At 58.1% G+C, this 25,660-nt stretch carries 17 protein-coding genes; 10 read left to right on the top strand and 7 right to left on the bottom strand.

The annotated features are described in order from the left end of the window. The first annotated feature begins 232 nt into the window (after positions 1 to 232). Complete coding sequence (locus ACCC96_RS19840; protein ID WP_413696695.1) at positions 233 to 6,292, top strand: DUF5801 repeats-in-toxin domain-containing protein; 6,060 nt, start codon at positions 233 to 235, stop codon at positions 6,290 to 6,292. Positions 6,293 to 6,409: 117 nt separating this feature from the next. On the opposite strand, the gene ACCC96_RS19835 is transcribed toward ACCC96_RS19840, so the two are convergent. From ACCC96_RS19835 to ACCC96_RS19820, 4 genes are all read right to left on the bottom strand, one after another. Further along, on the bottom strand, positions 6,410 to 7,126 hold the full coding sequence (locus ACCC96_RS19835; protein WP_413696694.1) for a LuxR C-terminal-related transcriptional regulator: 717 nt from the start codon (positions 7,124 to 7,126) through the stop codon (positions 6,410 to 6,412). Between the two features lie 620 nt (positions 7,127 to 7,746). Beyond that, the gene (locus ACCC96_RS19830) at positions 7,747 to 9,126 is read right to left on the bottom strand and encodes a TolC family outer membrane protein (RefSeq protein ID WP_413696693.1); all 1,380 of its coding nucleotides are present in this window, start codon (positions 9,124 to 9,126) and stop codon (positions 7,747 to 7,749) included. A gap of 2 nt (positions 9,127 to 9,128) precedes the next feature. Continuing rightward, positions 9,129 to 10,442: an HlyD family type I secretion periplasmic adaptor subunit gene (locus ACCC96_RS19825; RefSeq protein WP_413696709.1), complete on the bottom strand. Its 1,314-nt coding sequence runs from the start codon at positions 10,440 to 10,442 to the stop codon at positions 9,129 to 9,131. Then, positions 10,420 to 12,198, bottom strand: a complete 1,779-nt coding sequence (locus tag ACCC96_RS19820; protein WP_413696692.1) for a type I secretion system permease/ATPase — start codon at positions 12,196 to 12,198, stop codon at positions 10,420 to 10,422. The genes ACCC96_RS19825 and ACCC96_RS19820 overlap by 23 nt, the downstream gene beginning before the upstream one ends. A gap of 210 nt (positions 12,199 to 12,408) precedes the next feature. On the opposite strand from ACCC96_RS19820, the gene ACCC96_RS19815 reads away from it, so the two are divergent. Next, positions 12,409 to 13,083, top strand: a complete 675-nt coding sequence (locus ACCC96_RS19815; protein WP_413696691.1) for a class I SAM-dependent methyltransferase — start codon at positions 12,409 to 12,411, stop codon at positions 13,081 to 13,083. Between the two features lie 478 nt (positions 13,084 to 13,561). Next, positions 13,562 to 14,602, top strand: coding sequence for an ABC transporter substrate-binding protein (locus tag ACCC96_RS19810; RefSeq protein ID WP_258673850.1), 1,041 nt, complete (start codon positions 13,562 to 13,564; stop codon positions 14,600 to 14,602). 182 nt (positions 14,603 to 14,784) lie between these two features. Here the strand turns inward: ACCC96_RS19810 and ACCC96_RS19805 are convergent, their stop codons facing one another. After that, a complete protein-coding gene (locus tag ACCC96_RS19805; RefSeq protein ID WP_413696690.1) occupies positions 14,785 to 15,657 on the bottom strand; it encodes a DNA/RNA non-specific endonuclease in 873 nt (290 codons plus the stop codon). Between the two features lie 255 nt (positions 15,658 to 15,912). Continuing rightward, entirely contained in the window at positions 15,913 to 16,986 is a 1,074-nt protein-coding gene (locus ACCC96_RS19800) for a GlxA family transcriptional regulator (protein ID WP_413696689.1), read from the bottom strand. A gap of 75 nt (positions 16,987 to 17,061) precedes the next feature. Here ACCC96_RS19800 and ACCC96_RS19795 point away from each other — a divergent pair, with 75 nt between their 5' ends. The 3 genes from ACCC96_RS19795 (at position 17,062) to ACCC96_RS19785 (ending at position 19,400) form a co-directional block, all read left to right on the top strand. Next, complete coding sequence (locus ACCC96_RS19795; RefSeq protein ID WP_230139023.1) at positions 17,062 to 17,703, top strand: HD domain-containing protein; 642 nt, start codon at positions 17,062 to 17,064, stop codon at positions 17,701 to 17,703. Positions 17,704 to 17,800: 97 nt separating this feature from the next. Next, positions 17,801 to 18,682 (top strand): NmrA family NAD(P)-binding protein, encoded by an 882-nt coding sequence (locus ACCC96_RS19790; RefSeq protein WP_230139022.1) that lies wholly within the window; start codon positions 17,801 to 17,803, stop codon positions 18,680 to 18,682. A gap of 97 nt (positions 18,683 to 18,779) precedes the next feature. Further along, positions 18,780 to 19,400 carry a glutathione S-transferase family protein gene (locus tag ACCC96_RS19785; RefSeq protein WP_019648980.1) on the top strand — a complete coding sequence of 207 codons (621 nt, stop codon included), beginning with the start codon at positions 18,780 to 18,782 and terminating at the stop codon, positions 19,398 to 19,400. A gap of 117 nt (positions 19,401 to 19,517) precedes the next feature. On the opposite strand, the gene ACCC96_RS19780 is transcribed toward ACCC96_RS19785, so the two are convergent. Continuing rightward, positions 19,518 to 20,114: a TetR/AcrR family transcriptional regulator gene (locus ACCC96_RS19780; RefSeq protein ID WP_258673844.1), complete on the bottom strand. Its 597-nt coding sequence runs from the start codon at positions 20,112 to 20,114 to the stop codon at positions 19,518 to 19,520. Positions 20,115 to 20,643: 529 nt separating this feature from the next. Here ACCC96_RS19780 and ACCC96_RS19775 point away from each other — a divergent pair. The 4 genes from ACCC96_RS19775 to ACCC96_RS19760 all read left to right on the top strand — a co-directional run bounded on the left by ACCC96_RS19775 (position 20,644) and on the right by ACCC96_RS19760 (position 25,626). Next, entirely contained in the window at positions 20,644 to 21,657 is a 1,014-nt protein-coding gene (locus tag ACCC96_RS19775) for an SDR family oxidoreductase (protein WP_019648982.1), read from the top strand. 80 nt (positions 21,658 to 21,737) lie between these two features. Next, entirely contained in the window at positions 21,738 to 23,258 is a 1,521-nt protein-coding gene (locus ACCC96_RS19770) for a class I adenylate-forming enzyme family protein (RefSeq protein ID WP_258673842.1), read from the top strand. Next, positions 23,248 to 23,859 carry an HAD-IB family hydrolase gene (locus ACCC96_RS19765; RefSeq protein ID WP_018927948.1) on the top strand — a complete coding sequence of 204 codons (612 nt, stop codon included), beginning with the start codon at positions 23,248 to 23,250 and terminating at the stop codon, positions 23,857 to 23,859. The genes ACCC96_RS19770 and ACCC96_RS19765 overlap by 11 nt, the downstream gene beginning before the upstream one ends. A gap of 3 nt (positions 23,860 to 23,862) precedes the next feature. Beyond that, positions 23,863 to 25,626, top strand: a complete 1,764-nt coding sequence (locus ACCC96_RS19760) for an FAD-dependent monooxygenase (RefSeq protein ID WP_258673841.1) — start codon at positions 23,863 to 23,865, stop codon at positions 25,624 to 25,626. Positions 25,627 to 25,660 lie beyond the last annotated feature (34 nt).

The raw sequence follows: 25,660 nt of genomic DNA, 5'->3' as shown, positions 1-25,660 counted from the left end.
TTTTTTGCAGTGCCAATATCAGATCCGCACGGATCGCATTCGTTGTGAGCGCTCTAGCACCACAAGCCTTGAACACTGGCCCCCTGCGGCCAGGTCTGCGACGAGGACGACTAGTCTGAAACTCCCAGCCCGCGTGGGAGTTTCGGCTGATGCGTAATCCCCGGTGCTTCTCCATAGTCGACCAAAGGTCAACGGTCAGGCCTCGATGACCGCACTTGCTTTGGAGAAAATCATGGCTGCTATTGGCGAGCAAAATTCATCGCTAACAAGCGATCCTGCCCTCCTGTACATTCCGACCCTCGACTCAGTGGTGACAACATCGGTTACCACCAATGCCATGAGCGTCGTGGCCAGCGGCGCGAGCGTCACGCTGGACGAAACGGCCGGGTTGCAGAACGGCACTGCCACGCCAAGCCCTTTGGGAGACGCGGATGACAACGACATTCCGTTGGCGTCCCTGCCCTCGACTTTCTCTACCCGTTTGACCGCACTGGCAGCAGGTACCGCAACGGGTGCGGCCTTGAGCGGCTACACCGGTGCCGCAGGCAACACCGGCAGCAATGCGTTCAGCGTCACCGCTGACCCCGGAGCAAATATTACCGATATCAGTTTCGTCGACAGCGCCGGCGTACCGCTCAATGGCCTGGATAGCGGACTCGATACCCTCAATGGCACCAACATCCTTCTCTATACCGATACGAACAACAACATCCTTCTGGGCCGAGCCGGAAGCGCAACCGGCGCGATCGTGTTCGCAGCCTACATCGAAGAAACCGGATCGCCGGTCTCGGGCGGCAAGATCTGGACCGTGGAGTACCAACCGCTCAAGCATCCCGATGCGACGAACCCCGACGATGCAGTCAATCTGCTGAATAAGGTGTTCATCGGAGCCGGTCAAGACGCGGAGTTCAGTCTGGCCAATGCGCCGTCGGGCCAGCAGTTGTTCCTGATGTTCACGACCATGGGCGCGACGGCCGATGCGAACGGCCGGATTCCCGGTGTCTCGATCATCGTCACCGGCAGGGATCCGCTGGATCAGTCGGCAAGCAGTGCTGCCATCACCAGCGCCGACACGGTCAACAGCAGCCAGGGCGGCGGCAGCACAACCCTGGGCACCAACAACCAGGCGATCACCGAACAGGAAGGCCTGCGCTTCAGCTTTGTCAGCGGTGCCAAGGCGGACTTCACAATCCCCAACCTGACCCCGGGCGAAGCGGGTGTCGAACAGAACATCGACTTCACCCAGTACTTCGGCGCCCGCTCCGCGACCTTCAAGGTCGTGCAGGAGACGGGCGGCACGACTGCGAAGCTCTTGCTCACCGCCGTCAAGAACGCCGACAACGTCAGCGGGTCGCAGAGCGGTGTCAACTTCGTCAACAGCTACGCCAACGACAGCACCGAAAAGGTCGCGATCACCAACGGCAGCGTCACCGTCAAGACGTTCGCGGGCGCCACCGTCAGCGGCGTTGTCATCACCTACAACGCCGACGGCACGGTGTTGATCACCGGCGTTCCGACCGACTCGCAGATCACCTACAGCACGGCAACCGACCACAACCGCGTGATGATCGAGAACGCCGGGTTGCTGACCGACAAGAACGGCGACAAGACGCACGCTGACTTCGACATTGGCGGCTTCAAGGTGCTGCAGTCCAGCACGTCAACCGCCGAAATCGGCTCCAAGATGATTTTCGAGGACGACGGGCCGAGCATCAGCACCACGGGCACCGAACCGACGCTGACGGTGGATGAAACGGTACTGGCGACCAACGATACCAAGAGCTTTGCGCCTAACTTCACCTCGGCGTTTGGCGCTGATGGTGCCGGTACGCTGACCTATGCGCTGGGCGTGGTCGCCGGTGGCTCCGGGCTGACCGATACGGCCACCGGTGAAGCAGTCAACCTGTCGCTCAATGGCACGGTAGTGGAAGGCCGTACGGCCACCACCAACCAACTGGTATTCACGGTCAGCGTCGCCGCCAACGGCGACGTCACCCTCGACCAACTCCGCGCCGTGGTGCATCCCGATGCGACCAATCCGGATGATTCGAAGACGCTGACTTCGGACACCTTGGTGACGCTGACGGCAACCAAGACCGATGGGGACGGCGACAGTGTCCATGCCACCCTCAACATCGGCCAGAACCTTGTGTTCAAGGACGACGGACCGAGCATCAGCACCACCGGCACGGAACCGACCCTGACGGTCGACGAGACGGTGCTGGCGACCAACGATACCCAGAACTTTGCCGCGAACTTCACCTCGGCGTATGGCGCTGACGGAGCCGGCACGCTGACCTATGCGCTGGGCGTGGTGGTGGGAGCCTCAGGGCTGGTGGACACAGCCACGGGCGAGGCGGTGAACCTGTCGCTCAATGGCGGCGTGGTGGAAGGCCACACGGCCACCACCAACCTGCTGGTGTTCACCGTCAGCGTCGCCGCCAACGGCGACGTCACCCTCGACCAACTCCGGGCCGTGGTGCATCCCGACACGACCAATCCCGATGACTCGAAGACCCTGACCGCGGACAATCTGGTGACGCTGACGGCGACCAAAACCGACAAGGACGGCGACAGCGCCCAGGCAACCCTGAACATTGGGCAGAACCTGGTATTCAAGGACGACGGTCCGAGCATCAGCACCACCGGCACGGAACCTACGTTGACGGTGGACGAATCGGTGCTGGCGACCAACGATACCAAGAGCTTTGCCGCCAACTTCACCTCGGCGTTTGGCGCTGATGGTGCGGGTACGCTGACCTATGCGCTGGGCGTGGTGGCGGGAGGCTCCGGGCTGACCGACACCGCCACCGGCCAAGTGGTGAATTTGTCGGTTAACGGCGGCGTGGTGGAAGGCCGTACGGCCACGAGCAACGACCTGGTGTTCACGGTCAGCGTCGCCGCCAATGGTGACGTCACCCTCGACCAACTCCGCGCCGTGGTGCATCCCAACACGACCAATCCCGATGATTCGAAAACGCTGACGTCGGACAGCCTGGTAACCCTGACGGCGACCAAAACCGACAAGGACGGCGACAGCGCCCAGGCTACCCTGAACATCGGGCAGAACCTGGTGTTCAAGGACGACGGGCCAAGTATCAGCACCACCGGTACGGAACCGACGCTGACGGTCGACGAAACGGTGTTGGCGACCAACGACACCAAGAGCTTTGCCGCCAACTTCACCTCGGCGTTTGGCGCCGACGGTGCGGGCACCCTGACCTATGCGCTGGGCGTGGTCGCGGGAGGCTCCGGGCTGACGGATACGGCCACGGGCCAGGCAGTCAACCTGTCGCTCAACGGCGGCGTGGTGGAAGGCCATACGGCGATTAGCAACGACCTGGTGTTCACGGTCAGCGTCGCCGCCAATGGCGACGTCACCCTCGACCAGATCCGCGCTGTGGTGCATTCCGTCACGACTAACCCCGATGACTCGACGGGTCTGACCTCGGACGATCTGGTGACCCTGACGGCAACCAAAACCGACAAGGACGGCGACAGCGCCCAGGCCACCCTCAACATCGGGCAGAACCTGGTGTTCAAGGATGACGGGCCAAGCATCAGCACCACCGGCACGGAACCTACGTTGACGGTGGACGAAACGGTGCTGGCGACCAATGATACCAAGAGCTTTGCCGCCAACTTCAGCTCGGCGTTTGGCGCTGATGGCGCCGGCACCCTGACCTATGCACTGGGCGTGGTCGCCGGTGGCTCCGGGCTGACCGATACGGCCACCGGTGAGGCAGTCAACCTGTCGCTCAACGGCGGCGTGGTGGAAGGCCGCACGGCCACCACCAGCCAGTTGGTGTTCACGGTCAGCGTCGCCGCCAATGGTGAGGTTACCCTCGACCAGATCCGCGCCGTGGTGCATCCCGATGCGACCAATCCGGATGATTCGAAGACCCTGACTGCGGACACTTTGGTCACGCTGACAGCAACCAAGACCGATGGTGATGGCGACAGCGCCCAGGCCACGCTCAACATCGGACAGAACCTGGTGTTCAAGGATGACGGGCCAAGCATCAGCACCACCGGCACCGAGCCAACGCTGACGGTGGACGAAACGGTGCTGGCGACCAACGATACCAAGAGCTTCGCGGCTAACTTCACCTCGGCGTTTGGCGCTGACGGTGCCGGCACGCTGACCTATGCGCTGGGCGTGGTCGCGGGCGGCTCCGGGCTGGTGGACACAGCCACGGGCCAGGCGGTCAACCTGTCGCTCAACGGCGGCGTGGTAGAAGGCCACACGGCCCTTAGCAACGATCTGGTGTTCACGGTCAGTGTGGCCGCCAATGGCGACATCACCCTCGACCAACTCCGCGCCGTGGTGCATCCCGTCACGACCAATCCCGATGATTCGAAGACCCTGACCGCGGACAACCTGGTAACCCTGACGGCGACCAAGACCGACAAGGACGGCGACAGCGCCCAGGCGACCCTCAACATCGGGCAGAACCTGGTGTTCAAGGACGACGGACCGAGCATCAGCACCACCGGCACGGAGCCGACACTGACGGTCGACGAGACGGTGCTGGCGACCAACGATACCAAGAGCTTTGCGTCTAACTTCAGTTCGGCGTATGGCGCCGACGGTGCGGGTACGCTGACCTATGCACTGGGCGTGGTGGTGGGGGCCTCCGGGCTGACCGACACGGCCAGCGGCCAGGCGGTAAACCTGTCGCTCAACGGCGGCGTGGTCGAAGGCCGCACGGCCACCAGCAACTTGCTGGTGTTCACGGCCAGCGTCGCCGCCAACGGTGACGTCACCCTCGACCAACTCCGCGCGGTGGTGCATCCCAACGCCAGCAATCCCGATGATTCAACGACGCTGTCGGCGGACAACCTGGTGACCCTGATAGCGACCAAGACCGATGGGGACGGCGACAGCGCCCAGGCGACCCTCAACATCGGGCAGAACCTGGTGTTCAAGGACGACGGCCCGTCACTCGCCTTCGGCAACCTGATCGGGACCGGTAGCATCCTTCCACAACAAGGGTACTGGGATCATTCGAACGGAGCCGACGGGCTGGGGGCAACCGGGCTGGATATTTCGTTGGTGAACAACCAGTTCACCCTCGTCCGGCCAGACAACACGACCACCACCGGAACCGGCACGCTCACCGAGCAGTCGCCCTCACCGGACGCCAACGGCGCGTTCCACTTCGCAGGGACGTTGACCGGCGATTTCGACAACAACGCCGCCACCGCGAATACCAGCGTCGACTACACGCTGACCGCCTATAGCAATGGCACCTATACACTGGACCTGGTGCAAGGCTTCAGTTCGACGATCGTGCTCAGCAGTGCCGATGGCTCGCTCAGTGCTGGCGGCCCGGACCCGGTGCGCACCTTGCTGATCCCGGCGCAGAATCCGCCGACGATTCCTTCGCCCTCCGAGGAGATTGTGTTCTTTTCCGCGAAAGCGACGGCGACGACCGGAGACATCCTGACCGGCATCGGGGTTGGGAAACCCGACCCCACCGAAGCCCAGCTACAGACCACCCCCCTGCCCTCGTACATCGACTCGGCGGCCATGAACGTCAGCACATCCGGCATCGGCGTCGGCAATAACCTTCTTCAGGGAGACAACCTGGTGGCCATCAGCGCTGCCGATGAAAGTTTCGTGATCAATCCGGAGAGTCTGCTGACGGGGATGAAGATCTTCATCGACAACTCCGTGGCGGGGTACAACACGGCGACCGAGGACCTGTACTACAGGATCTACTACGAGGATGGCTCGTTTTCGAACCTCACCGAGGTGAACACCCTGACACCGGAGGCCGGCGGACAGGTGTCCTTCCTCATTCAGAAGCAAGGCGCGTTGCTGATCGACGCGGTTCAGCTCACGATGGGCCGAGGCGAGATCAAGATCCCGGTGATCCAATTCATTCAGCAGACCGAGAACATGGCCAGCGATATCAAGCTGGCGTTCAACGCGACGCTGACGGACAAGGATGGGGACTCGGCGACGAGTGGTTTCGACGCCAACCTGTTCGCCAACGACTTGGGCACCACCTTCGACTTCACGCTGGCTGGCACGGCCGGTGAGCGGGATGCCTTCAACGTCGACCTGTCATTCACCCAGAACAAGTACCAGGTCACCGGCTTCGATGCGAGCGCAGGGCTGCGCGACACGCTGGTGCTCAACGGCGACCAGGGCGCCGTTGCCCAGATCGACAACAGCGGCGCAAACAGCATCGTGACGGTTACCGAAACGGGCGGACAAATAACCACCATCACCCTGGTCGGGGTCGATCTGCTGAGTACTGACATTGTCCATGGCAGCGCCTGAGGCGGCGTGCGCGTAAAAGAATGCGAGGGTGGTGGAAACCACCCTCGCATGTCTTACAGGTCTGATATGGGATTCACGGACGGCGACACAGTGACGGCCTGGGCGCCCCAAAGAAATTCAGCGCAGTTCCACCCAAGTGGACTCGGGCGGTTCTTCGTTGTTGGTGAGCCCGTGCTTCTGTGCATATATCAGCAAGTCGATACGGTTAACGAGATTAAGCTTTTGATAAATGTTACTGAGGTGGTTGTGCACGGTGTGCTCGCTGATACCCAGGCGCCCGGCGATGCACATGTATTTGGCAGACGGATCCCCCACGATGGCGCGAATCAGTTCCCTTTCACGCAGCGTCAACCGCGCCTGTTTCGCCTGCTCCGAATTGCATTTCAAAGGTATATGCCCGGTCGCGGCATAGTCAGAAAGCCCACCGACCCAGGCTCTATCCAGCCCGATGTCGCGATGGTGGACCTGGATGATGGCTCGGATGATCGATTCTGTCGGGTCTTCCGCCAGCACGACGCCGCGTGCGCCCGCCTCTATTGCCTGGGCAACAGGGACGGTTTCGTACAGGCTCTTGAGCACCAGGACTTTCATTTCGGCGCTATGGGCGAGCCCCGCGACGACCGCCAATGGATTCAGCGCATCCGGAAAAAAACTGAAAAAAATGACATCGGGACGCAACTGATCGGCAAGATCCAGCGCTTTGGTATAGGTGGTGGCCTGCCCGCTCACTTCCATCTGAGGCTTGCGGGCATTGATTAAGTCTTGAAGGCCCATAAGAACAAGGGGACGACAGTCGATCAGCATCACGCTTATTGGTTTTATTTGGGTCGTCATTACCGTCCTGACTCCCTTGAAAAATGCACGATGGCCTCCACCCGTTGGCCTTCCTGGATCAGCAACTCAATCACCTGGCCACCACGATTGAAGGACAGATGCGAGCGCCGACAGGCCTTGACAGTGCCCGCCCGGTATTAGCCTTTGGGACACTTCCACCCGTTGCACCGGCAGGGATTGCGGACGTTCCCAGAAGCCGGGCAAAAGCCATCGAAACAACAGAAATAGGAATAATCATCAATAGTTTGCGTTTGATGATGTGCTCCTTCGAACCGCTCAACTGAGTCTAGGCCAGCCCGGCGCACTGCCAGCCTAGCCATTTGCCAGTCGTCGACTTAGCCTCATACAGGTAGCCCGGTCGACGTACCCAAGGGCGCCCTCACCCCTAGAAAATCAAGGTCTTAGGCTCGCCGCCGACGACCTGCGGTCACAGCCTGATCCGATCAAAATCGTCAATTAACCGACGAATGGCGCGCAGCAAAGTATGACAATAAAACAACCGTCAATTTATCGGCGAAATCTACCTCGCCGAACCACCCGCAAGCCGGCCTCAGGCCCGTGGGGCAGGCACTGAAAAACCAGTCTGGGGAGGGTATACAACGTCGGTATTGCAGGCAGGATCAGGGGGATGTGAGTTTTTTGCTGGAGCTGCCGGGGCTCAACCAGGCATTGACGTTTTCGACACTCTCGACAGGAGGCTTGCCCGCCCAGCGATTGAGCGTGAAGACATTGGTGACGAAGTCGTATTGCGTCTTGAGCAGATCACGACGAGCCCGGAATTCGTTGCGTACGCTGGTCAGTACATCGACGGCATTGACCATTCCGTAACTGAGTCCTTTTTCTGCCGCCACTCTGGACAGCTGTGCCGAGGCCAAAGCATGCCGGCTCGCACTGATCTTCTCTGCGCTCGAGTTGGCGGTCAGGTAAGCAGTGGTGATCTCCTTGACCACCTGGCGCTGGACTGCTTCCAGTTGCTGCTCCGCCACAATCTGATCCTGGTAGAGCCCCCGCACCCGCGCCGAGGTTGAACCACCGCTGTATATCGGCACTTGCACGCCAATACCGGCGACATAGCTGTCGGTACGCGGCGCCAGGGAGTTGTTGTAGCCCTCGTTGGTCTGTTGCGCGCTCAGAGACAGGCTCACGGTCGGATAGTGCCCGCCCTTGCCGCCGCGCAACGCAGCGCCTGCGGCCTCGACACCACTTTCGTTGGCCTTGAGCGCCGGGTTTTGCGCTATACCCTCGCGGACCCAGGTTTCAAGACTCTGCGTCGACACCTGTAGTTGCACGTCATCGCGAATCCGGTTGAGCTTCTCCTTGACCGGCCGGCCGACGATTTCCGCCAGTGCCTCGCGGGTGATACTGGCCTGGTTCTGGGCATCCAGTTCCTGCGCCACCAGCAAATCGACCCGGGCCTTGAGGTCGAGCTGATCGGTAATCAATGCCAGCTGCTTTTCGTACAACGCATTGACCCTGTCCAGGCTCTTTTGCGTGGTTTGACGCTCCGCCTTTACCAACTCCAGTTCATCCTCGGCCGCCAACGCGGCGAAGTAACGCTGGGCCAAATCCACTGTGGCCTCGGCTTGGGCCTCCTGCGCTTCTGATTCGGTTTGCTTGGCCAGGCTTTTGAATCTTTGGTAGTTCTCCCACGCGGCCTTGTTGTAGAGGTACTGACGCAGCACCAGGCTGTAGATTTCGCTATCGTAACTGCGCTGCACCAGGTCGCTCTCCTGATGAATCCGGTTCTGCCCGGCGTTGAGCGATATCTGTGGTAACAGCGAGCCCAGGGCCTCGCGCTGATGTTCCTCGCCCGCCTTCGCTCGCGCATACGAGGCCAATACTCGCGGATCTTCCAGCCGGGCTTCGCGATACAACTGCATGAGGTCAGTGGAATACGTCGAGGCATTGACCCCGGTCGGCTTTGCTTCAGTGGTTTGCGCCAGAACGGCACCCGCGGCAAACATGAACGCCCCGCCCAGCAGAACTGTCGACGCTCGCATGATCACTCCTCGATCAACGCTTGAGAGATGACATTGCGGGCCGGCTGCAGAAGGTACTGCAACAGCGTGCGTTGCCCCGTGATGATCAACACGTCCGCAGGCATCCCCGGCAGTAATTTGCGATCACCCAAGGCGCGCACACCGGCTTCGGTGACCCGGACCCGGGCCAGGTAATAGGGAGTCCCGCTCTTTTCGTTGACCAGCCGGTCCGCCGAGACATTGATGACCTCGCCCTGGATCACTGGCGTGGTCGCACTGTTGAACGCGCCGAAACGGATATCGGCACGCTTGCCGATGGCGATGCGATCGATATCGACCGGCGCCACCTGGGCCTCTATGACCAGTTCAGAAACCGAGGGAACGATGTCCAGCAAAGGCGTCGCCGAGCGCACGACGCCGCCAATCGTATGCACCGTCATGCCTATCACCATGCCCGATTCGGGTGCGCGGATGATGATATGGCTGAGCCGGTCTTCCAGGGCGGAAGCCTTCTCTTGCAGGTCGTAGATTTTGGTCTGGACATCGGCCAATTGTTTGGCGACATCGGCATTGAAGTCTTTATCGACTTGTAGAATCTGCAGCTGTGTTTCGTTGATCTGCAGGCGCGTCCTGGTGATGGTCGAACGATGGTCGGCCAATTCGGACTTGACCATTTCCAGCTTGCGCTGCTGCTCAAGCAGGCGTTGTTTGTCGACGAACCCTTGTGACAACATGTCTGTCAATTCAACGATTTCACCGCTGTAGGATTTATTCAGTTGGCTCTTGACCCCGATCATCGCCTCCAGCCCCTTGATCTGTTGATTCAACTGACCAATACGCTCTTGCAGCACCGATATCTGGCCCAACCGTGAGCCCCGTCGTGCGTTGAATACCTGGGTCTCGCCCTGGCGCGCCTCGGCACCTCGCAGGCTGTCGGCATCGGTCATGACGTCAAAGCCAATCACCGACAGATTGTCCCGCTCAGCCTTGAGTCTTGCCTCCATGGCTCTGGCGGCAATGAGCTGGCTTCGGGTCATCTCGTATTCGGATCGCAGCTGGGCATCATCGAGAATAATCAGCGGGTCATCCTGCTTGACGATGTCACCGTCATGGGCCAACACCTCTTTGACGATGCCACCTTCGAGGTGTTGTACCGTTTTCCGGTAAGCCTGCACGGTAACCACACCAGGCGCGTAAGCCGCGCCATCGATCGGTGCGACCGCCGCCCAGGTGCCGAACACCCCGAAGGTCATCAATAAAATGCCAAAACCCAGGCGACGGATCTTTCGATCAGATACCGCCAGGTCGGCGAAGTTATCTGTTTGACGACTGAGCATCGTACTGTTCATCGGCATCACCCTTGCGAGTAGCCACCGAAGCCACGCTTGCGCCTGCTTGCGTGGCGTGCTTTTGTGCCCGCTGCGCGAGTTCGGCCAGCACTTGTTCGCGTGGTCCATAGAGACTGATGGCGCCATCACTCATCACCATCAGCCGGTCAAGTTGGGACACAATGTTGGTTCGGTGGGTAATCACAAAAACGGTTGCACCTGTCAGCTTGAGCTGCTGGATGGCCACCGCCAGGGCACGATCACCAACTTCGTCGAGATTGGAATTGGGCTCGTCGAGGATAATCAGCCGCGGGTTGCCATACAGGGCACGGGCCAGGCCGATGCGTTGGCGCTGCCCTCCCGACAGCATGACGCCATCGCTGCCAATGACGGTGTCATAGCCATCGGGCAACAGCAGAATCATTTCGTGAACGCCGGCAGACTTGGCCGCCAGAACGACTTTCTCGGAGTCGACCTCGGCGAAGCGGGCAATGTTCTCGCTGACGCTGCCTTCGAATAATTCAATGTCCTGGGGCAAGTAACCTATGTACGGCCCGAGTTCATGCTTGTCCCACGCGCTGATGTCCGCGCCATCGAGCCGGACCACCCCATGCTGCGCCGCCCATACCCCCATCAGTGCCCTGGCCAGGGTGGACTTGCCCGCGGCACTTGGACCGATGATTCCGACAATGCAGCCGGCAGGTACGCTGAAACTCATGTTTTTGATGATCGGGATTTTCGAGCCAGGTGCCGCGACGATCAGATTCTCCACCTGCACATGCCCCTGAGGTGCAGGCAGTGTCATACGCTCGGGCTGAGCCTGTTGTTTGTCGAGGATGTCGTTGAGACGGCGGTACTGCGAACGGGCCGCAATAAAGCCCTTCCAGCTGCCGATAATCAGATCGATGGGGGCCAAGGCGCGCCCTAGCAGCACGGACCCGGCAAACACCATGCCTGGCCCCACCTGGTGATCCACGGTCAGGTACGCCCCCAGACCAAGGATCAGTGATTGCACCAGGATCCGGAAGGACCTGGAAAGCGTGCTGATGATGCCACCTCTGTCGCTCGCCCCGGACTGCAGCAACAGGACATTTCTCTGGCGACGCCCCCAACGGTCCATCAGGGTTTCAAGCATGCCCATGGACTCGATGACTTCAGCGTTGCGCAGATTTTTCGTGGTGTGGAGCGTCGCGCTGATATGTTCCTTGTTAGCCTGGGCAAGTGCCGGCCCCGTCAACCTCTCGTTGAGAAACGCGAGCAATAACAACAACAACGCACTGCCCACCGCTACCCAGCCATACCAGGGATGGAACATGAACATCACAGCGACATAGATAGGCAACCAGGGCGCATCGAAAAAGGCGAACAATCCATTGCCGGAGAGAAACTGTCTCAAGCCCGTCAAGTCGTTGAGCGACTGGGCCGAGGCATCCATGCCGCCACTTTCCAGCGCCCGTTTGAAACTGGCCTTATAGACCTGGCGACCCAGCAACACATCCAGCCGGGTACTGACCCGAACCATGATGCGTGAACGCACCCATTCCAGAGAACCGAGTGTTACCACCAACCCGGTCATGATCAGCGTCAGCATCGCCAGGGTCGTCAGACTTCCGCTGGTGACCACTCGTCCATACACCTGAAGCATATAGAAGGTAGGAACGAGCATCAGCGCGTTGATGAAAAAGCTGAAAAAACCAACAGAAACAAAGCTGTCTCTACAGGCTTTCAACGCTATTTTCAGACTGTTTTCAGGTGTGTTTCGCATGGAAACCCCTGCTCGAAAAGCCATACCTTGAGGAGCTTAGATCATGCCGAACGACTGTGCGCAGCCGTTGGCCAGATCGCCCCGGACAACGGGTTTCACCCCCGGGCTGGCGGTCTTTTCGACTGGATGCAAGTAAAGCGTCACCGACAAGATCCGTTCCGCCAGTACTTGTCCTATCCTTCCCTCCAACCCATCACTGCGGACATCAAAATGCCCAGCCCCGAATCCACCCTCCTCCAGAGCTGGCACCACAACGCCAAGCCCTGGATCGAGGCTATCCGCACCGGCACCATCGAAAGCCGCCTCAAGGTCACCGACCAGGCAATCCTGCTGGCGATACTGGGCCGCCAACCCGAGCGCGTGCTCGACCTCGGCTGCGGCGAGGGCTGGCTGTTGCGTGCTCTGGCTGAACGGGCCATCGAGGCGGTCGGTGTGGATGGCGATGCGACACTGGTCGAGGCAGCGCGGGCGGCGGGCTCTTCGCGGGTGCATTTGGCGAGCTATGAAGAGCTGGTAGAGGCGAAGGTGGACATCGGCAGCGACTACGACCTGATCTGCGCCAACTTCGCCCTGTTGCACCAGGACATCATCCCCCTGCTCGCCGCCATGAACGCCCTGCTCACCCCCGGTGGCGCGCTGGTGATCCAGACGCTGCATCCGTGGACCGCGGCGGCGGGCGACTATCAGGACGGTTGGCGGGAAGAAACCTTCGCCGGGTTCAAGGGGCAGTGGCAACCCATGCCGTGGTACTCGCGCACCATGTCCAGTTGGCTCAACGCCCTGGACATGGCCGGTTTTCGGCTGGCCGCCCTGCAGGAGCCGCAGCACCCGCAAAGTCCGGTGCCGCAGTCGTTGTTGTTGGTGGCTGAGCAAACGTCCGCATGATCGCCTGCCGCGCCCACTGCTGAAGCAATGTTGTTCACTTAAGCCATTTCAGCCGCGACGCATTCCTTGTAGCAGCTGCCGAGCTCGCGAGGCTGCGTTCGGCTGCGCAGCAGTCGTGAGTCCGGCTACCGTGGTGTATCTGACGCACCGCATTGTCTTGTTTGACGACTGCTGCGCAGCCGAACGCAGCCTCGCAAGCTCGACAGCTGCTACAGATCGCCTTACGGCATAAGTGAATATGCATTGCACCGCTAAAGAGCTTTTTTATAGCTCCCAAGCATATTTTTAATAATTTTCCTCTTCCGATTGATGCCGCACTATCAAACCGCACTGAGCACCTCTGGTCCGGCTTTCCCGGATGAAAGCTTTTTTCATAACGATGCCGGCCCCAAGAGCCCGGCACGGTGGAACCTTATCGGCCTCTGGCCAGCACTGCCCGGCTTTACACCATTCTAAAAACCAGCTGTGGGAGCGTTCCATGTCTTTATCCTTACGTACCTGTGTTCCTATTTCCCTGGCCCTGTTGTGCACCGGCGTGCTCGCCGAGCCCCAGGCCCTGACCGTCATTTCGTTCGGCGGCGCCACCAAGCAGGCCCAGGACAAGGCCTATTTCCAACCCTTCAATGCAAGCGGTGCAGGACGCATCGTCGCCGGCGAATACAATGGCGAACTGTCGAAGATCAAGGCCATGGTCGATGTGGGCCATGCCACCTGGGATGTGGTCGAGGTGGAGAGTCCGGAACTGTTGCGTGGCTGTGATGCCGGCTTGTTCGAGCGGCTGGACAAGGCCAGTTTTGGCGACCAGGCCCAGTTCGTACCGGGGACCTTGACCGAGTGTGGTGTGGCCACCTACGTCTGGTCGATGGTCATGGCCTTCAACAAGGACAAGCTGGCCAAGACCCCGACTTCCTGGGCGGACTTCTGGAACGTCACCGACTTTCCGGGCAAGCGCGGCCTGCGCAAAGGCGCCAAGTACACCCTGGAAATCGCTCTGCTGGCCGATGGCGTCAAGCCTGACCAGCTCTACAAAGTGCTGGGCACCCCCGAGGGCGTGAACCGAGCCTTTGCCAAGCTCGACAAGATCAAGTCAAGCATCCAGTGGTGGGAGGCTGGAGCCCAACCGGCGCAGTGGTTGATCGCCGGTGACGTGGTGATGAGTGCCGCCTACAACGGTCGTATCGCCTCGGCGCAAAAAGAAGGTATGAACCTGAGCATCGTCTGGCCCCAGAGCCTGTACGACCCGGAATACTGGGCCGTGGTCAAAGGGTCGCCGAACAAGGCCCTGGCCGAGCGTTTCATCGCGTTTGCCAGCCAGCCGCAAGCCCAGAAGGTTTTCTCGGAAAACATCCCTTACGGCCCAGTCCACCGCCAGGCCCTGGCGCTGCTGCCGGAGCCAGTACGCCAGCAATTGCCGACGGCCGAAGCCAACCTGGCCAAGGCCCGGTCGGTAGATGCGGAGTTCTGGGTGGACCACGGCGAGGAGTTGGAAGAACACTTCAATGCCTGGGCGGCGCGTTAGCCGCGACACACTCTCTGTAGCAGCTGCCGAGCCTGCGAGGCTGCGTTCGGCTGCGAAGCAGTCGTGAATCCGGCTGACGCGGTCTGCCTGACGCACCGTAAGTTCTGGTTTTACGACTGCTGCGCAGCCGAACGCAGCCTCGCCCCGGCTCGACAGCTGCTACGGATTAATCAATCAAGCCATCAAGAGCGCCCCACGGAACCTGTGACCGGTAGATTTCCCAGCAAGTTGAGCCCGGTACTCTTCACGAAAGCGTCATAGTCCATCGGTTTCTCGATGCGAGTTTCAGCGTTGGGCAGTACGTAAGCCCAGGCACGCTTGGACGATGCGTCGTAAACCAGTTTGAACAGGCGGGTCGGCACCCAGACCTTGTTGTCGCCGACGGTGCCGTGGCCTGAATCAAAGAGCGGGCCGGTAAAGACAAAGACATTGCCATCGGCTCGTTTGGCAAACTTTCTGACATCGGACTCGACCTTACTCCAGATCTTCCGGTTGTTGGTTGGGTCTTGCGGCACCATGTTCGACAGCGCAAAGGATTGGGCCATTGCATTGGGGTTCGGTGCATCGGCCGCCGGGGATTGATGGCCACGGTCCACGGCCGGATGTTGGCTACGGTAGTCGCTCAACTCTGCCCGCCCACTCTTGGGAATGCGTGGGTCCGGATAGAACTGGTTGGTGCGCTCCTCCCCTTTGGCATCCTGCAGCTGGGCCGCATTAAGGCGTTCGACCACTACCAGCGGCGTCTTGCTGGTTTGCGAGTACAGCACCGCGAAGTTGTCGGAACACAGGGCCAAGGGTTTCATTGTGGCAGGCACGGTGGCCATGTTGATCGGTTTCGCGGCCGGGAACAGATCCGCGCAGCCGTCAAACGATGCCTGTTTCTGTTTGTTTGAATAGAGTTCCAGGGCCGCGTTCTGGCTGATCGAGCCCGAGTGGGACGCCTGTTCCTGATGGGGGCTGGGGGGCTTGAGGAGGTCCAGCAGACTGCGGGCTTGTGCCCCGGTCGAGAGCAAAACAAGGGCCGACAGCCCAACTGCAATTTTGCGTAGGTGCATGCTTTAAATCTTCGAATTGGATTGAGGGGTAAACGTACGGCGAGTCCCGATTCACGGAACCAGGTGGAGGCGGTTGCTGACTATATTGCGGTGAGCATGCTTTCACTGTCCTTGATCAAATTGCCGATGCGGATCCGGTCGGCGCCGGGCAGTACGACCGCTGACGGTCGCGCGGGGTGTATTGACCATCACAAGTCACATTAGTGCTGAGCAGCGTTCACATTCTACTTGGCCATGCTCGTCGAATGGGCATACCTAAGCGGGCTGGTTAACTGGCGCGAAACGTTGTGCGTACTCCTTTGGACTCACGCCCATGCGTCGCACGAAAGCTTTTCTGAGCACGTCGACGCTGTGGTAGCCGCATCGGCGCGCAACCTCTTCCATCGAGCGTCTTCCCAGCTCGATTTGCCGACAAGCCGCTTCGACCCGGACGTCCTCGACGTACTTCGCAGGCATTGTCTTGAATTCCCTCTGAAACATGCGAATCAAGGTCCTGACACTGGTGGCGAGCCTGTCTGCAAGTATCTCGACCGTCAGCTCCGTATGCAGATGCTCACTGATCCATACGCATAACTCATCGAGGTTCGAACCTGTCGCATGCTGCGACTGGAGCGCGACGCTGAACTGTGCCTGACCGCCTGGACGTCGCAGAAACAGAACCAGATTTTTCGCGACCTCCAAAGCGACGTCATCACCCAGGTCTTCGCTGACCAGTGCGAGCGCAAGATCGATTCCCGCCGATATGCCTGCCGAGGTGTACACGTTGCCGTCCTTGACCCAAATCGGGTTGGGGTCAACCTGCACAGTGGGATAGCGATCGGCCAGGCTGCGTGCCATCCGCCAGTGGGTTGTTGCCTTTCGGCCATCCAGAAGCCCTGTTTCGGCCAGGGCAAAGGCCCCGACACAGATCGAACACACACGCCTGACATTTCGGGCTCGCGTGCGGATCCACTCGATGGCCGTCTGATCCAGATGATCCATGGCTTTCCAGCCCGACGTCACGATCAAGGTGTCGATGGGCTTGTTATCAAGACGCTCCTGTTCAAGCGTCTTGTGCGCCATCAGTGCGATGCCGGTGCTGCTTTCCAGGTGTTCATTGGCACCCGCACAAACGAGTTCGAGTGTGTAGGGAGCAGAGTCACCGCGGTGCAGATTGTTCGCATAGGCAAACACCTCTGCCGGGCCGATCACATCAAGCGAATCCACGGGCGGCAAACCCAGAATCACCACTCGCTTTTGCGCCACGCCAACAAAGGAAGGGTTTGATTTCGTCGTTTTTCTCACAGCGATCTCCCGCTTTGACCTCGAACGCATATTGGCACAAATCATCTTAAAATAGTCAATTTTGCCATTTGCGACTATTTAGAATGAACGGCGAGCCAACCTAATCCCCCGGGAGCAATCATGGGTACACCTATCATCATCGGCGGCTTCAGCGCTCCAGACTCTGAACTCGCTCGCAAGGCCTCCTTCCTCGTCGAGCGCGTTCACTCGACAGTGCTCCTGCACCATGTGCATCGCACCTGGTGGTTCGCTGAATTCCTCGGCCAGCAGCGAGGCCTGAAATATGACCGCGAGGCCGTCTATCTCGCCGCCCTGCTGCACGACCTGGGTCTGACGTACGAGTTTGCGGCCGACCAACGTTTTGAGGTCGACGGCGCCGACGCTGCCAGCCGCTTCCTGTTGGAAAACGGTTACCCGGAATCGAAAGCCGAGCTGGTTTGGGATGCAATCGCCCTTCACTCCAGCGCCGGCATCGCCGACCGCAAACAGCCAGAGATCGCCTTGATCTACATGGGCGCCCATGTCGACGTGATGGGATTACGGCTGGAGGAAATCACTCCGTCGCTGGTCGACGATACGCTGGCCCTCTACCCCCGCATTGGCATGAAAGCCGCGTTTACCCAAGCGGTCGCTGAAGTGGCCAGGAAGAAACCTCACACCGCGATTGGCACTGGGCTCGCTGACGTCGGACGTCGTCATGTGCACGGGTTCGATTGCCCGAATGTGTGCGACCTGATTGATCACGCTCCTTTCGATAGCTGACGGCGGTGCGCTACTGCGCAACCTTCTGGAATGGGTAACGCCTGATACGTGATATCGGCGCGAGCAATGTGTGTTCCTTTACTTTGGAGTATTCACCATGCAGCAACGTAAATACCTCGTCACCGGCGCTACGGGAAAAACGGGCGTCTACACCATTCGCCACCTTCTCAACGGAGGTCATGCAGTTCGGGCTTTTGTGCATCAGGAGGACGAACGCAGCGCAGCGCTCCAGAGCGAGGGCGCCGAAATATTCGTTGGCGACCTCCTTGAACATGACGACATCATTCGTGCGATGGAGGGGGTCACAGGCGCCTATCTGTGCTATCCCGTGCGCCCTGGCTACATTCAGGCGACCGCCTATTTTGCCGATGCCGCCCGGCGAGCCGGCGTCGAGGTCGTGGTGGAAATGTCGCAGATTTCCGCTCGGGAAGATTCATTGAGCCACGCCGCGCGCGACCACTGGATCGCGGAGCGCGTACTCGACTGGTCTGGAGTGCCTACCGTCCATATCCGCCCGACGTTCTTTTCCGAGTGGCTGATCTTTCCGTGGGTGCTTGATCAGATCGTGAAGGAGAACAAGATCACGCTGCCATACGGCACCGGCCGACATGCCCCCATCGCCGCTGAAGACCAGGCGCGACTGATCGCCACCGTTCTCACGCAACCGTCTGGCCATATCGGGAAAACCTACCCGTTGTACGGTCCTGTCGAGTTGAACCATCAAGAGATCGCCGACGTAATCAGCGGCATCGTAGGCCGCACCATCACCTACAGCCCTTCGACCCTGGAAGAGTATCGCCAGCATCTGGAGACTTACGATTTGCCGGAGTTTGTGATCCAGCACTTCCTTGCAGTCGCGGTCGATTACCAGAATGGGATCTTTAGCGGTGAGGACGGGGTTATCAGCGAAATCACCGGGCAAGCGCCTCAAACGGTGGGTGACTTCGTGCGCGCAAACCGGCAAGCGTTCGAGGGGTGATCATGATGGGCGTATGCGCCTGGTCTTGTAGACAGGCGCGTATGCCGCTTTTCACTTAGCATCCAGTAATCATCCATTCATTTTCAGGGAGTGTCTGATGAACCCGAAAATAGAGCTGTATGGCGCGCCTACCGGCAACAGTCTGAGGGCTGCAATAGCCTTGGAGGAAGCAGGTATCCCCTACACCGCACGAAGACTGAACTTGCAGGCAAATGAGCAACGCGACTTGTCGTACCTGGCGCTTAATCCGGCAGGAAAAGTCCCAACCTTGGTCGACCATTCATCGACACCACCGCTGGTCATTAACCAATCGAACGCAATCATTCAGTTCGCTGATGCAAAAGCTCCGGGTCGGCTCGCACCAGCGCATCGTGGACCAAAACGCGACCGGGTGTTTGATCGTTATTTCTTTTTCGTAACGGACGTCATCGGGCCCAGTCATGCTGCATTTTCCCTGCGCCAGGCAGGATTTAATGATGCGGCCACAGTTATCGATCAACGCGTCATTGAACAACTCGTCTACGCAGAACGGTTTCTTACCGACGACTTTATGGCCGGAGATCAGTTCTCCATGGCGGACATCTCCGCTTTTACCATTGCAGCATCATTTCGTGATCGGCTGGATTGGGCAGTGCTTTCACGCTTATCACGCTGGTTCGACGCGATCGAAGCCAGGCCCGCCGTACAGCGAGGATTGAAAGTGTTCCAGAATCACTGAGCGCTACTGCGCAGACCTTATTGTGTGCGCTAAAGATGGGCATGGCAGCTCGCATCCTGCCCGAGGTCTGAGCCCCGGACATGCGAATATCGTATGTATCACAAGAATGGCAGCGTTCTATAAGGGCTCTGCTGTCTGGATAAGCGAGTTCAACACCAGTTTTATTTCAGAGGCCGGGTCTTTATGCCCTTGCAGTATCAAACCTTCCGACAAAGCGGTGAAGGTCCTTGCAAGAGCGGCATTCGCCAAAGGAGGCTTCTTGCCTGCATGATTAAATATGATGGTTATCAACTTACCCAAGGCTTCACTATTTTCCTGATGCAGATCGTAGTAATGCGTTGAGAACTCTTCATCACGCAAGGCGATCAGTTGCAACTCAGCATCAAGAATCGCGCAACTGGTATTATTTTTAAGCGTGTCAATATAGGCATTCAATCCATGGGTCAGCTCTTCCGATGAATACCCTGAAGTCAGGGTGACACTCAATCGATCGATCTCAACTCTCTTGAATCTCTGAGTCAACTGCAGAAGCAAGTCCGACTTACTTGTAAAGTTTGAAAAGAAGGCCCCCTTCGAAAAGCCGGCGTCCTCGGAAATAGCGTTGACACTGGTGGCGTGAAAACCTTTTCTCACCATAAGGTCAGTGGCGGTATCGAATAACTTATCCCTTGTTACTTGCTGACTTTCTTCTCGACCTAATCTCTTTTTAATCACGCCTTCGGCTCCTTTGGCCAAACAAATCTATTTGTAACTGGATGCAACGGATCTGCCACTCACTGCGCAAACCTGTTTTAACTATCATATCTTATACTAAGCCCTCTTAATCACTTTGCGTTTAAACTTTTAAGGAGTGCCATGTAAATGCCATGTATTGGGCCCCGCACGTTCAGGCGCCTTGGTATCCAGCCTGACGCGTGCCCCTGATGAATCCAGTCAGCCAGGGTGTCTTTTGACTCCCCCCAGAAGGCAGGCGACGGACGGCGAAAATGTCTTGCGATGACCTCGATCCGCTCGATTCAGGTGAATGTCTGTTGTCGACAACGCTCTAAACCGCAGGATTTTCGTGTTTCAGGTCGGGTTCAAGGACGTCGACCTTGTGGCGACTGTTAAATACCGCTTGATTTCCAGATACCGAATGGTTTTTACTTGCCGCCGTTGACGCCCCCCCGCCTGATCAAAGCATCGAGCGCGGTGACATCAATCTCAATGCAGTAGCAGGTTACCCCACAGGAGCTGGATTTTAATGGAATATGCCTTTGTTACAGGCGCTACAGGCCTGCTCGGCAATAATGTGGTTCATGCGCTTTTAAAGCGAAACATCAAAGTAAAAGCACTGGTCCGCTCCGTCGAAAAAGCCAAGAAGCAGTTCGGCAATCTGCCTGTCGAATTTGTCGAAGGCGACATGCTCAATGTCGACGCCTTCAGCCATGCCTTGCAAGGCTGTGATGCCTTGTTTCATACGGCCGCCTATTTCCGCGATAGTTACAAAGGTGGAAAGCACTGGCAGAAACTGTATGACACTAACGTGACCGGTACCGAGCGCCTGTTGCAGGCCGCTTATGCCGCAGGCATTCGTCGTGCAGTCCATACCTCCTCCATTGCCGTCTTGAAGGGCGATAAAGATCAGGTGATCGATGAAACCATGTCTCGCAGTGAATCGGAGGCTGACGATTACTACCTGAGTAAAATATTGTCTGAACAGAAAGTTCAGGAATTCCTGGCACGGCACCCGGACATGTTCGTTGCCATGGTATTGCCTGGCTGGATGTTTGGCCCTGGGGACATCGGCCCGACCTCATCAGGACAGTTCCTGCTCGACTTTGTCGGAAAAAAATTGCCCGGCGTACTGCCTGGAAGTTTTTCCGTTGTCGATGCCAGGGATGTAGCAGAGCATCAACTCGCGGCGATCACACGCGGCCGATCCGGAGAACGCTACCTGGCAGCCGGTAATCACATGGACATGAAAAGCATTTTCCAGGCGCTCTCCAGTGTCAGCGGCGTAAAAGCGCCGGAGCGCAAAGTGCCACTGTTCATGCTGCGTATAATTGCCTTGATCTATGAAGGTTATTACCGAATCACGAAAAAGCCGGTGCTCATCAGTACTTCCACTGTCAAACTCATGGAACAAGAGCAAGGGCGCACCCATTTCAGCCACAACAAAAGCCTGAAAGAATTGCAGTGCAAGTTTCGCCCCGTGACGGAAACATTGACCGATACCCTGGATTGGTATCGGAAAAATAACTACATTGATGCTTAATTGAAACAATTTATATATAGCCTGCCTCTGTAGTACTTTTTTGTCTGACCATAAATTCAAGGATTGAGAGAGGTTGGTAAATGAAAAGCCTTTCATCTAAAGAAGGTTTTCTGCATCGGTTCGTCGGTTTTTCAGAGTCGTTCCCCGAGCACATTGCTATCAGGAATCTGGACGCGGAAGAAGATACCGTCACTTACCGTGAGTTGCGTATAAAGGCTGAAGAGTGCAATGGCGCACTCTCAGCATTAAATGTATTGCCTGGCGACAAAGTAGCGCTCGTTCTACCCAATGGGGTGGAATTCATCGCTTACTATTTGGCGATCATCGGTCGCGGTGCGGTTCCGGTCATTCTCAACTACAAACTGACGCCATTCGAAATGAACAGCGTCATCAGCATCGCCAGACCGACGCTGGTAGTGACCACCGAAACGCTATTCGAGCAGCATAGCGAGACATTTCAACCTGCCTGCGGCGTTAAGCACTCCTTGGTGTTGAACGCCGCAAGCGAGCCGTCACCGCCCCTGCCCGACAACGCAACGGCAGACTCTCGGCTTCCCCGACAGACCGAGCCCTTGTTACTGCCCGAAGGCAATCCGATTGTCTCGGTACAGTTCACCTACCGGGGCATCGGTAAACCGCTGGCCGTTTCTCACCGCTACCTTGACCTGACGCAATCGAGTGATGGCCTGCATGAGCAGTTTCATCTTCAAGGTGTCGGTTCCGTTCATCTGGTGACGCTGCCGCTGTACGCCATCTTCGGCCTGTCGGTGATGATGGTTTTCCCCTTGAGCGTGGGCGCCACACTGTTAATGACTAACACCCTGCTCAACAGGGATCTGGCAGAAGTCTTGTCCCAGCATAAGGTCACCTTTGCCTGCCTGGTGCCCGACGTCATTCGCTACTTCAATACACGACTGGCCAAACGCAAGGGCGCGCTGTTGCCGTTGCACCCTCACCTGATGATTTATTCGGGTGGCAGCCATTTACCCGCAGACGAAGCCGAGAAGCTGGGAAGGCTGCTGGGGTGCAATCCGGTGCTGCAAGGCTATGGATTGACCGAGAGCATGCCGGTGATTGTCCAGAGCTCGATTGGCAAGGTCCATCGCGGCGCCATGGGACAACCGATCAGAGGCGTAGAACTAAGGGTCGTCGATGCCGAAGGGCGGGATGTCGCACCTGGACGCATTGGCGAACTGCTGATTCGCGGCTCGATGGTGATTGACGGCTATAACGATGCAGAGGACGCCAATGCCCGGTTCTTCCGTGATGGTTGGCTACACACGGGTGATCTGGTCTGGCGGGACGACGACGGGCATGTGTTCTTCTATTGCCAACGCCTGCGAATCTCGAAGATCAAAGCGCAAATGGTCGACCTGACTGAAATCGAATCCATTGCCCTGAAGCACCCGGACGTGGTGCGCGCGAAAGCTTACATCGTCCCGGACAACAAGGAAGTCAACGTACTGCACCTGTGCGTTGAAGGAGGCGGCGACCTGACCCAGAGCGCTGTCTCTACCCTGCTCTCGCGCTACCTCTCGGGCTTCAAGTTGCCCAAAACCATCGAGATCATCTCTCTCAAGGAAGAGATTCATGCAAGCTAATGGCACACAACCGGTACTGGCCGTGTTTGACTTTGACGGCACATTGACCGACAGACATACGTTCTGGCGCTACATGCGTTATATCGTGGGAACCCGATCGTTCTGGCTCAGGATCATTCCCCTGCTGCCCAAAATGCTCAGTGTAATCGTTGGCATCACGCCATTGATGCAAGCCCGACTGGCATTCATTGCCTGCTATCTGGGCGGTCTGTCCGTTGAGCAAGAACGCGAGCATGCCAAGTATTTCATCAGCGAGCTGCTACCGCTCTGGCTCAGGCCCGAGGCCCTGCGCCGGCTGCAATGGCATCAGTCCATGGGGCATGTCACTGCGCTGGTCAGCAACTCGCCGGAAAACTACCTGATTCCCTGGGGTCAGGCAGCAGGGTTTGACTATGTCTGCGGCACCCGCCTGGCGACTGCGAAGAACAAACTGACCGGCGGAATATCAGGTACCAACTGTGTTGAGAGAGAGAAAGTCACACGGCTCAAGGGCTGCCTGAGCAACCTTGATGACTTTTACATTTATGCCTACGGGGATTCATCCGGTGACGATGCCCTGCTCGGCATTGCCAACTCTCCCTTCTACAGAAACTGGTACTAACCGATGAACACTCTGAGCACTTTGGCCCCCAAGCACTTCAGCCAACCCGGTAATACCCCGACAGTCATGATCGTAGGCGCCGGCCCGATTGGCCTGTCCCTGGCAATCATGCTGAAAAAGTGGGGCGTCTCTTTTCGCATTATTGAAAAGAATGCCGGTCCCTCGACCGCTACCAAAGCGATGGCCATCCACTCCAGAACCCTGGAAATTTTCCGAGATCTGGGAGTTGCCGATCAGGCCATCAGCGACGGATTCACTATCAACCAGTTTTCGGTGCAATCGAACGCCAAACGGGTGCTGAACTACAACTTCTCCTACCTGGACGCCACCTATCCCCTGCTCCTCAGCCTGCCACAGCCGCAGACAGAGAAGATTCTGCTTGAGCGACTGAACAAGTTGGGAGCAGATGTTGAATGGAATACCGAGCTGGTCGATATAGAAAACCAGCCGGGCTCAGTGCAGATGACGCTTCATCATGCGGACGGCAGCGCCGAATCCTTTTCCAGCCGCTGGGTGGTCGCGTGCGACGGTGCTCGCAGCAATATCAGAAAACGTCTTGATATGACCTTCGAAGGATCGTCCTACGACCGCTTCTTCATGCTCGCCGATGCCGATATCGAGTGGTCTGGAAGTAAGGACGAAGGCGCTTTCTTCCTGGGTGCACAGGACGGTTATGTCGCGGTCGCGCCGATCAGCGCTCAATCCCGTTATCGACTTTTCATCGAGATGCCCTACAACCTGCCGCCAGAAGGTGAGCGCCCCTCCTTGAGCCTGGAGAACTTTCAGCGGTTGTGCGAAGGACGCGGGCAAAAGATGACGCTGTCCAATATTTCATCGACCACCATCGCCTCTTTCCAACATCGCCGCGTGCAGTCGTTGCAGCAAGGCTCTGTGTTTCTGGTGGGCGACTCGGCTCATATCGGCAGCCCGATCGGTGGCCAATGGATGAACCTGGGGGTTTCCGAGGCCTATAACCTGGCGTGGAAAATGGCCTATGTCGATCAGGGCCTGGCTGATCCATCGTTGCTGGAAAGCTACAACGAAGAGCGCTACCCGGTGGCCCTGGAAGTCGAGAACACGGCACATCGACTGACCGGACTGATTACCGTCAAGCATCGCGCCCTCGTTTGGCTGCGCGACAATGTTCTGCCACTGATAAGCAACCGGCGCAAGGTTCAGCGCAAACTGCCGTCGATGATTTCCGGTCATCAGTACCACTACGGCAAGAGTGATTACATCCAGGAATCGCTGACGAAAAAGCAGCGCATGAATTGGGATAAAAAAGGCAAGAAACCTGAATTCCAGACGTCGGTGCCTCGCGCCGGACAACTGGCTCCCGATGTCGAGTTGTGGCAACTGCAAGGTATGCCGCCAAAGCGCTTGATCGACTTGTTCCACGGAACGTTCACGCTGTTGATTTTCAGCGCAGCCGATCAGTTTTCCCCGTTGTTGCCGGGCTATTACTCGCTGGCCGAGTCGGTGGAGAAGGACTACCCGGGCATCAAGGCTTATTGCGTTATTGATGCCCTGAGCAGCGCCGAACTGCCTTCCTGGCACTCGACGTTGCTGGACCCCGATTGGCGGCTGCACAAGCGTTACCATGCCAAAGCGGGCACGTTGATGCTGATTCGTCCTGACGGCTACATCGCTTTCCAGGGAGCCGATGCAATAACGCTCTTCACTTATCTGAACGTAAGATCCGGGCTGCTCAAGGGAGCCAGAAAAACAACATCTTCCGAGATCGACGCAGTGGAACTCCAACTTTAAGTCGCTATATGGCTACTGCCAACTTGGTTCATTG

This window comes from Pseudomonas sp. Pseusp11 (assembly GCF_047304405.1).
Taxonomy (GTDB): Bacteria; Pseudomonadota; Gammaproteobacteria; order Pseudomonadales; family Pseudomonadaceae; genus Aquipseudomonas.
This window is presented reverse-complemented; position numbering and strand designations above follow the sequence as displayed.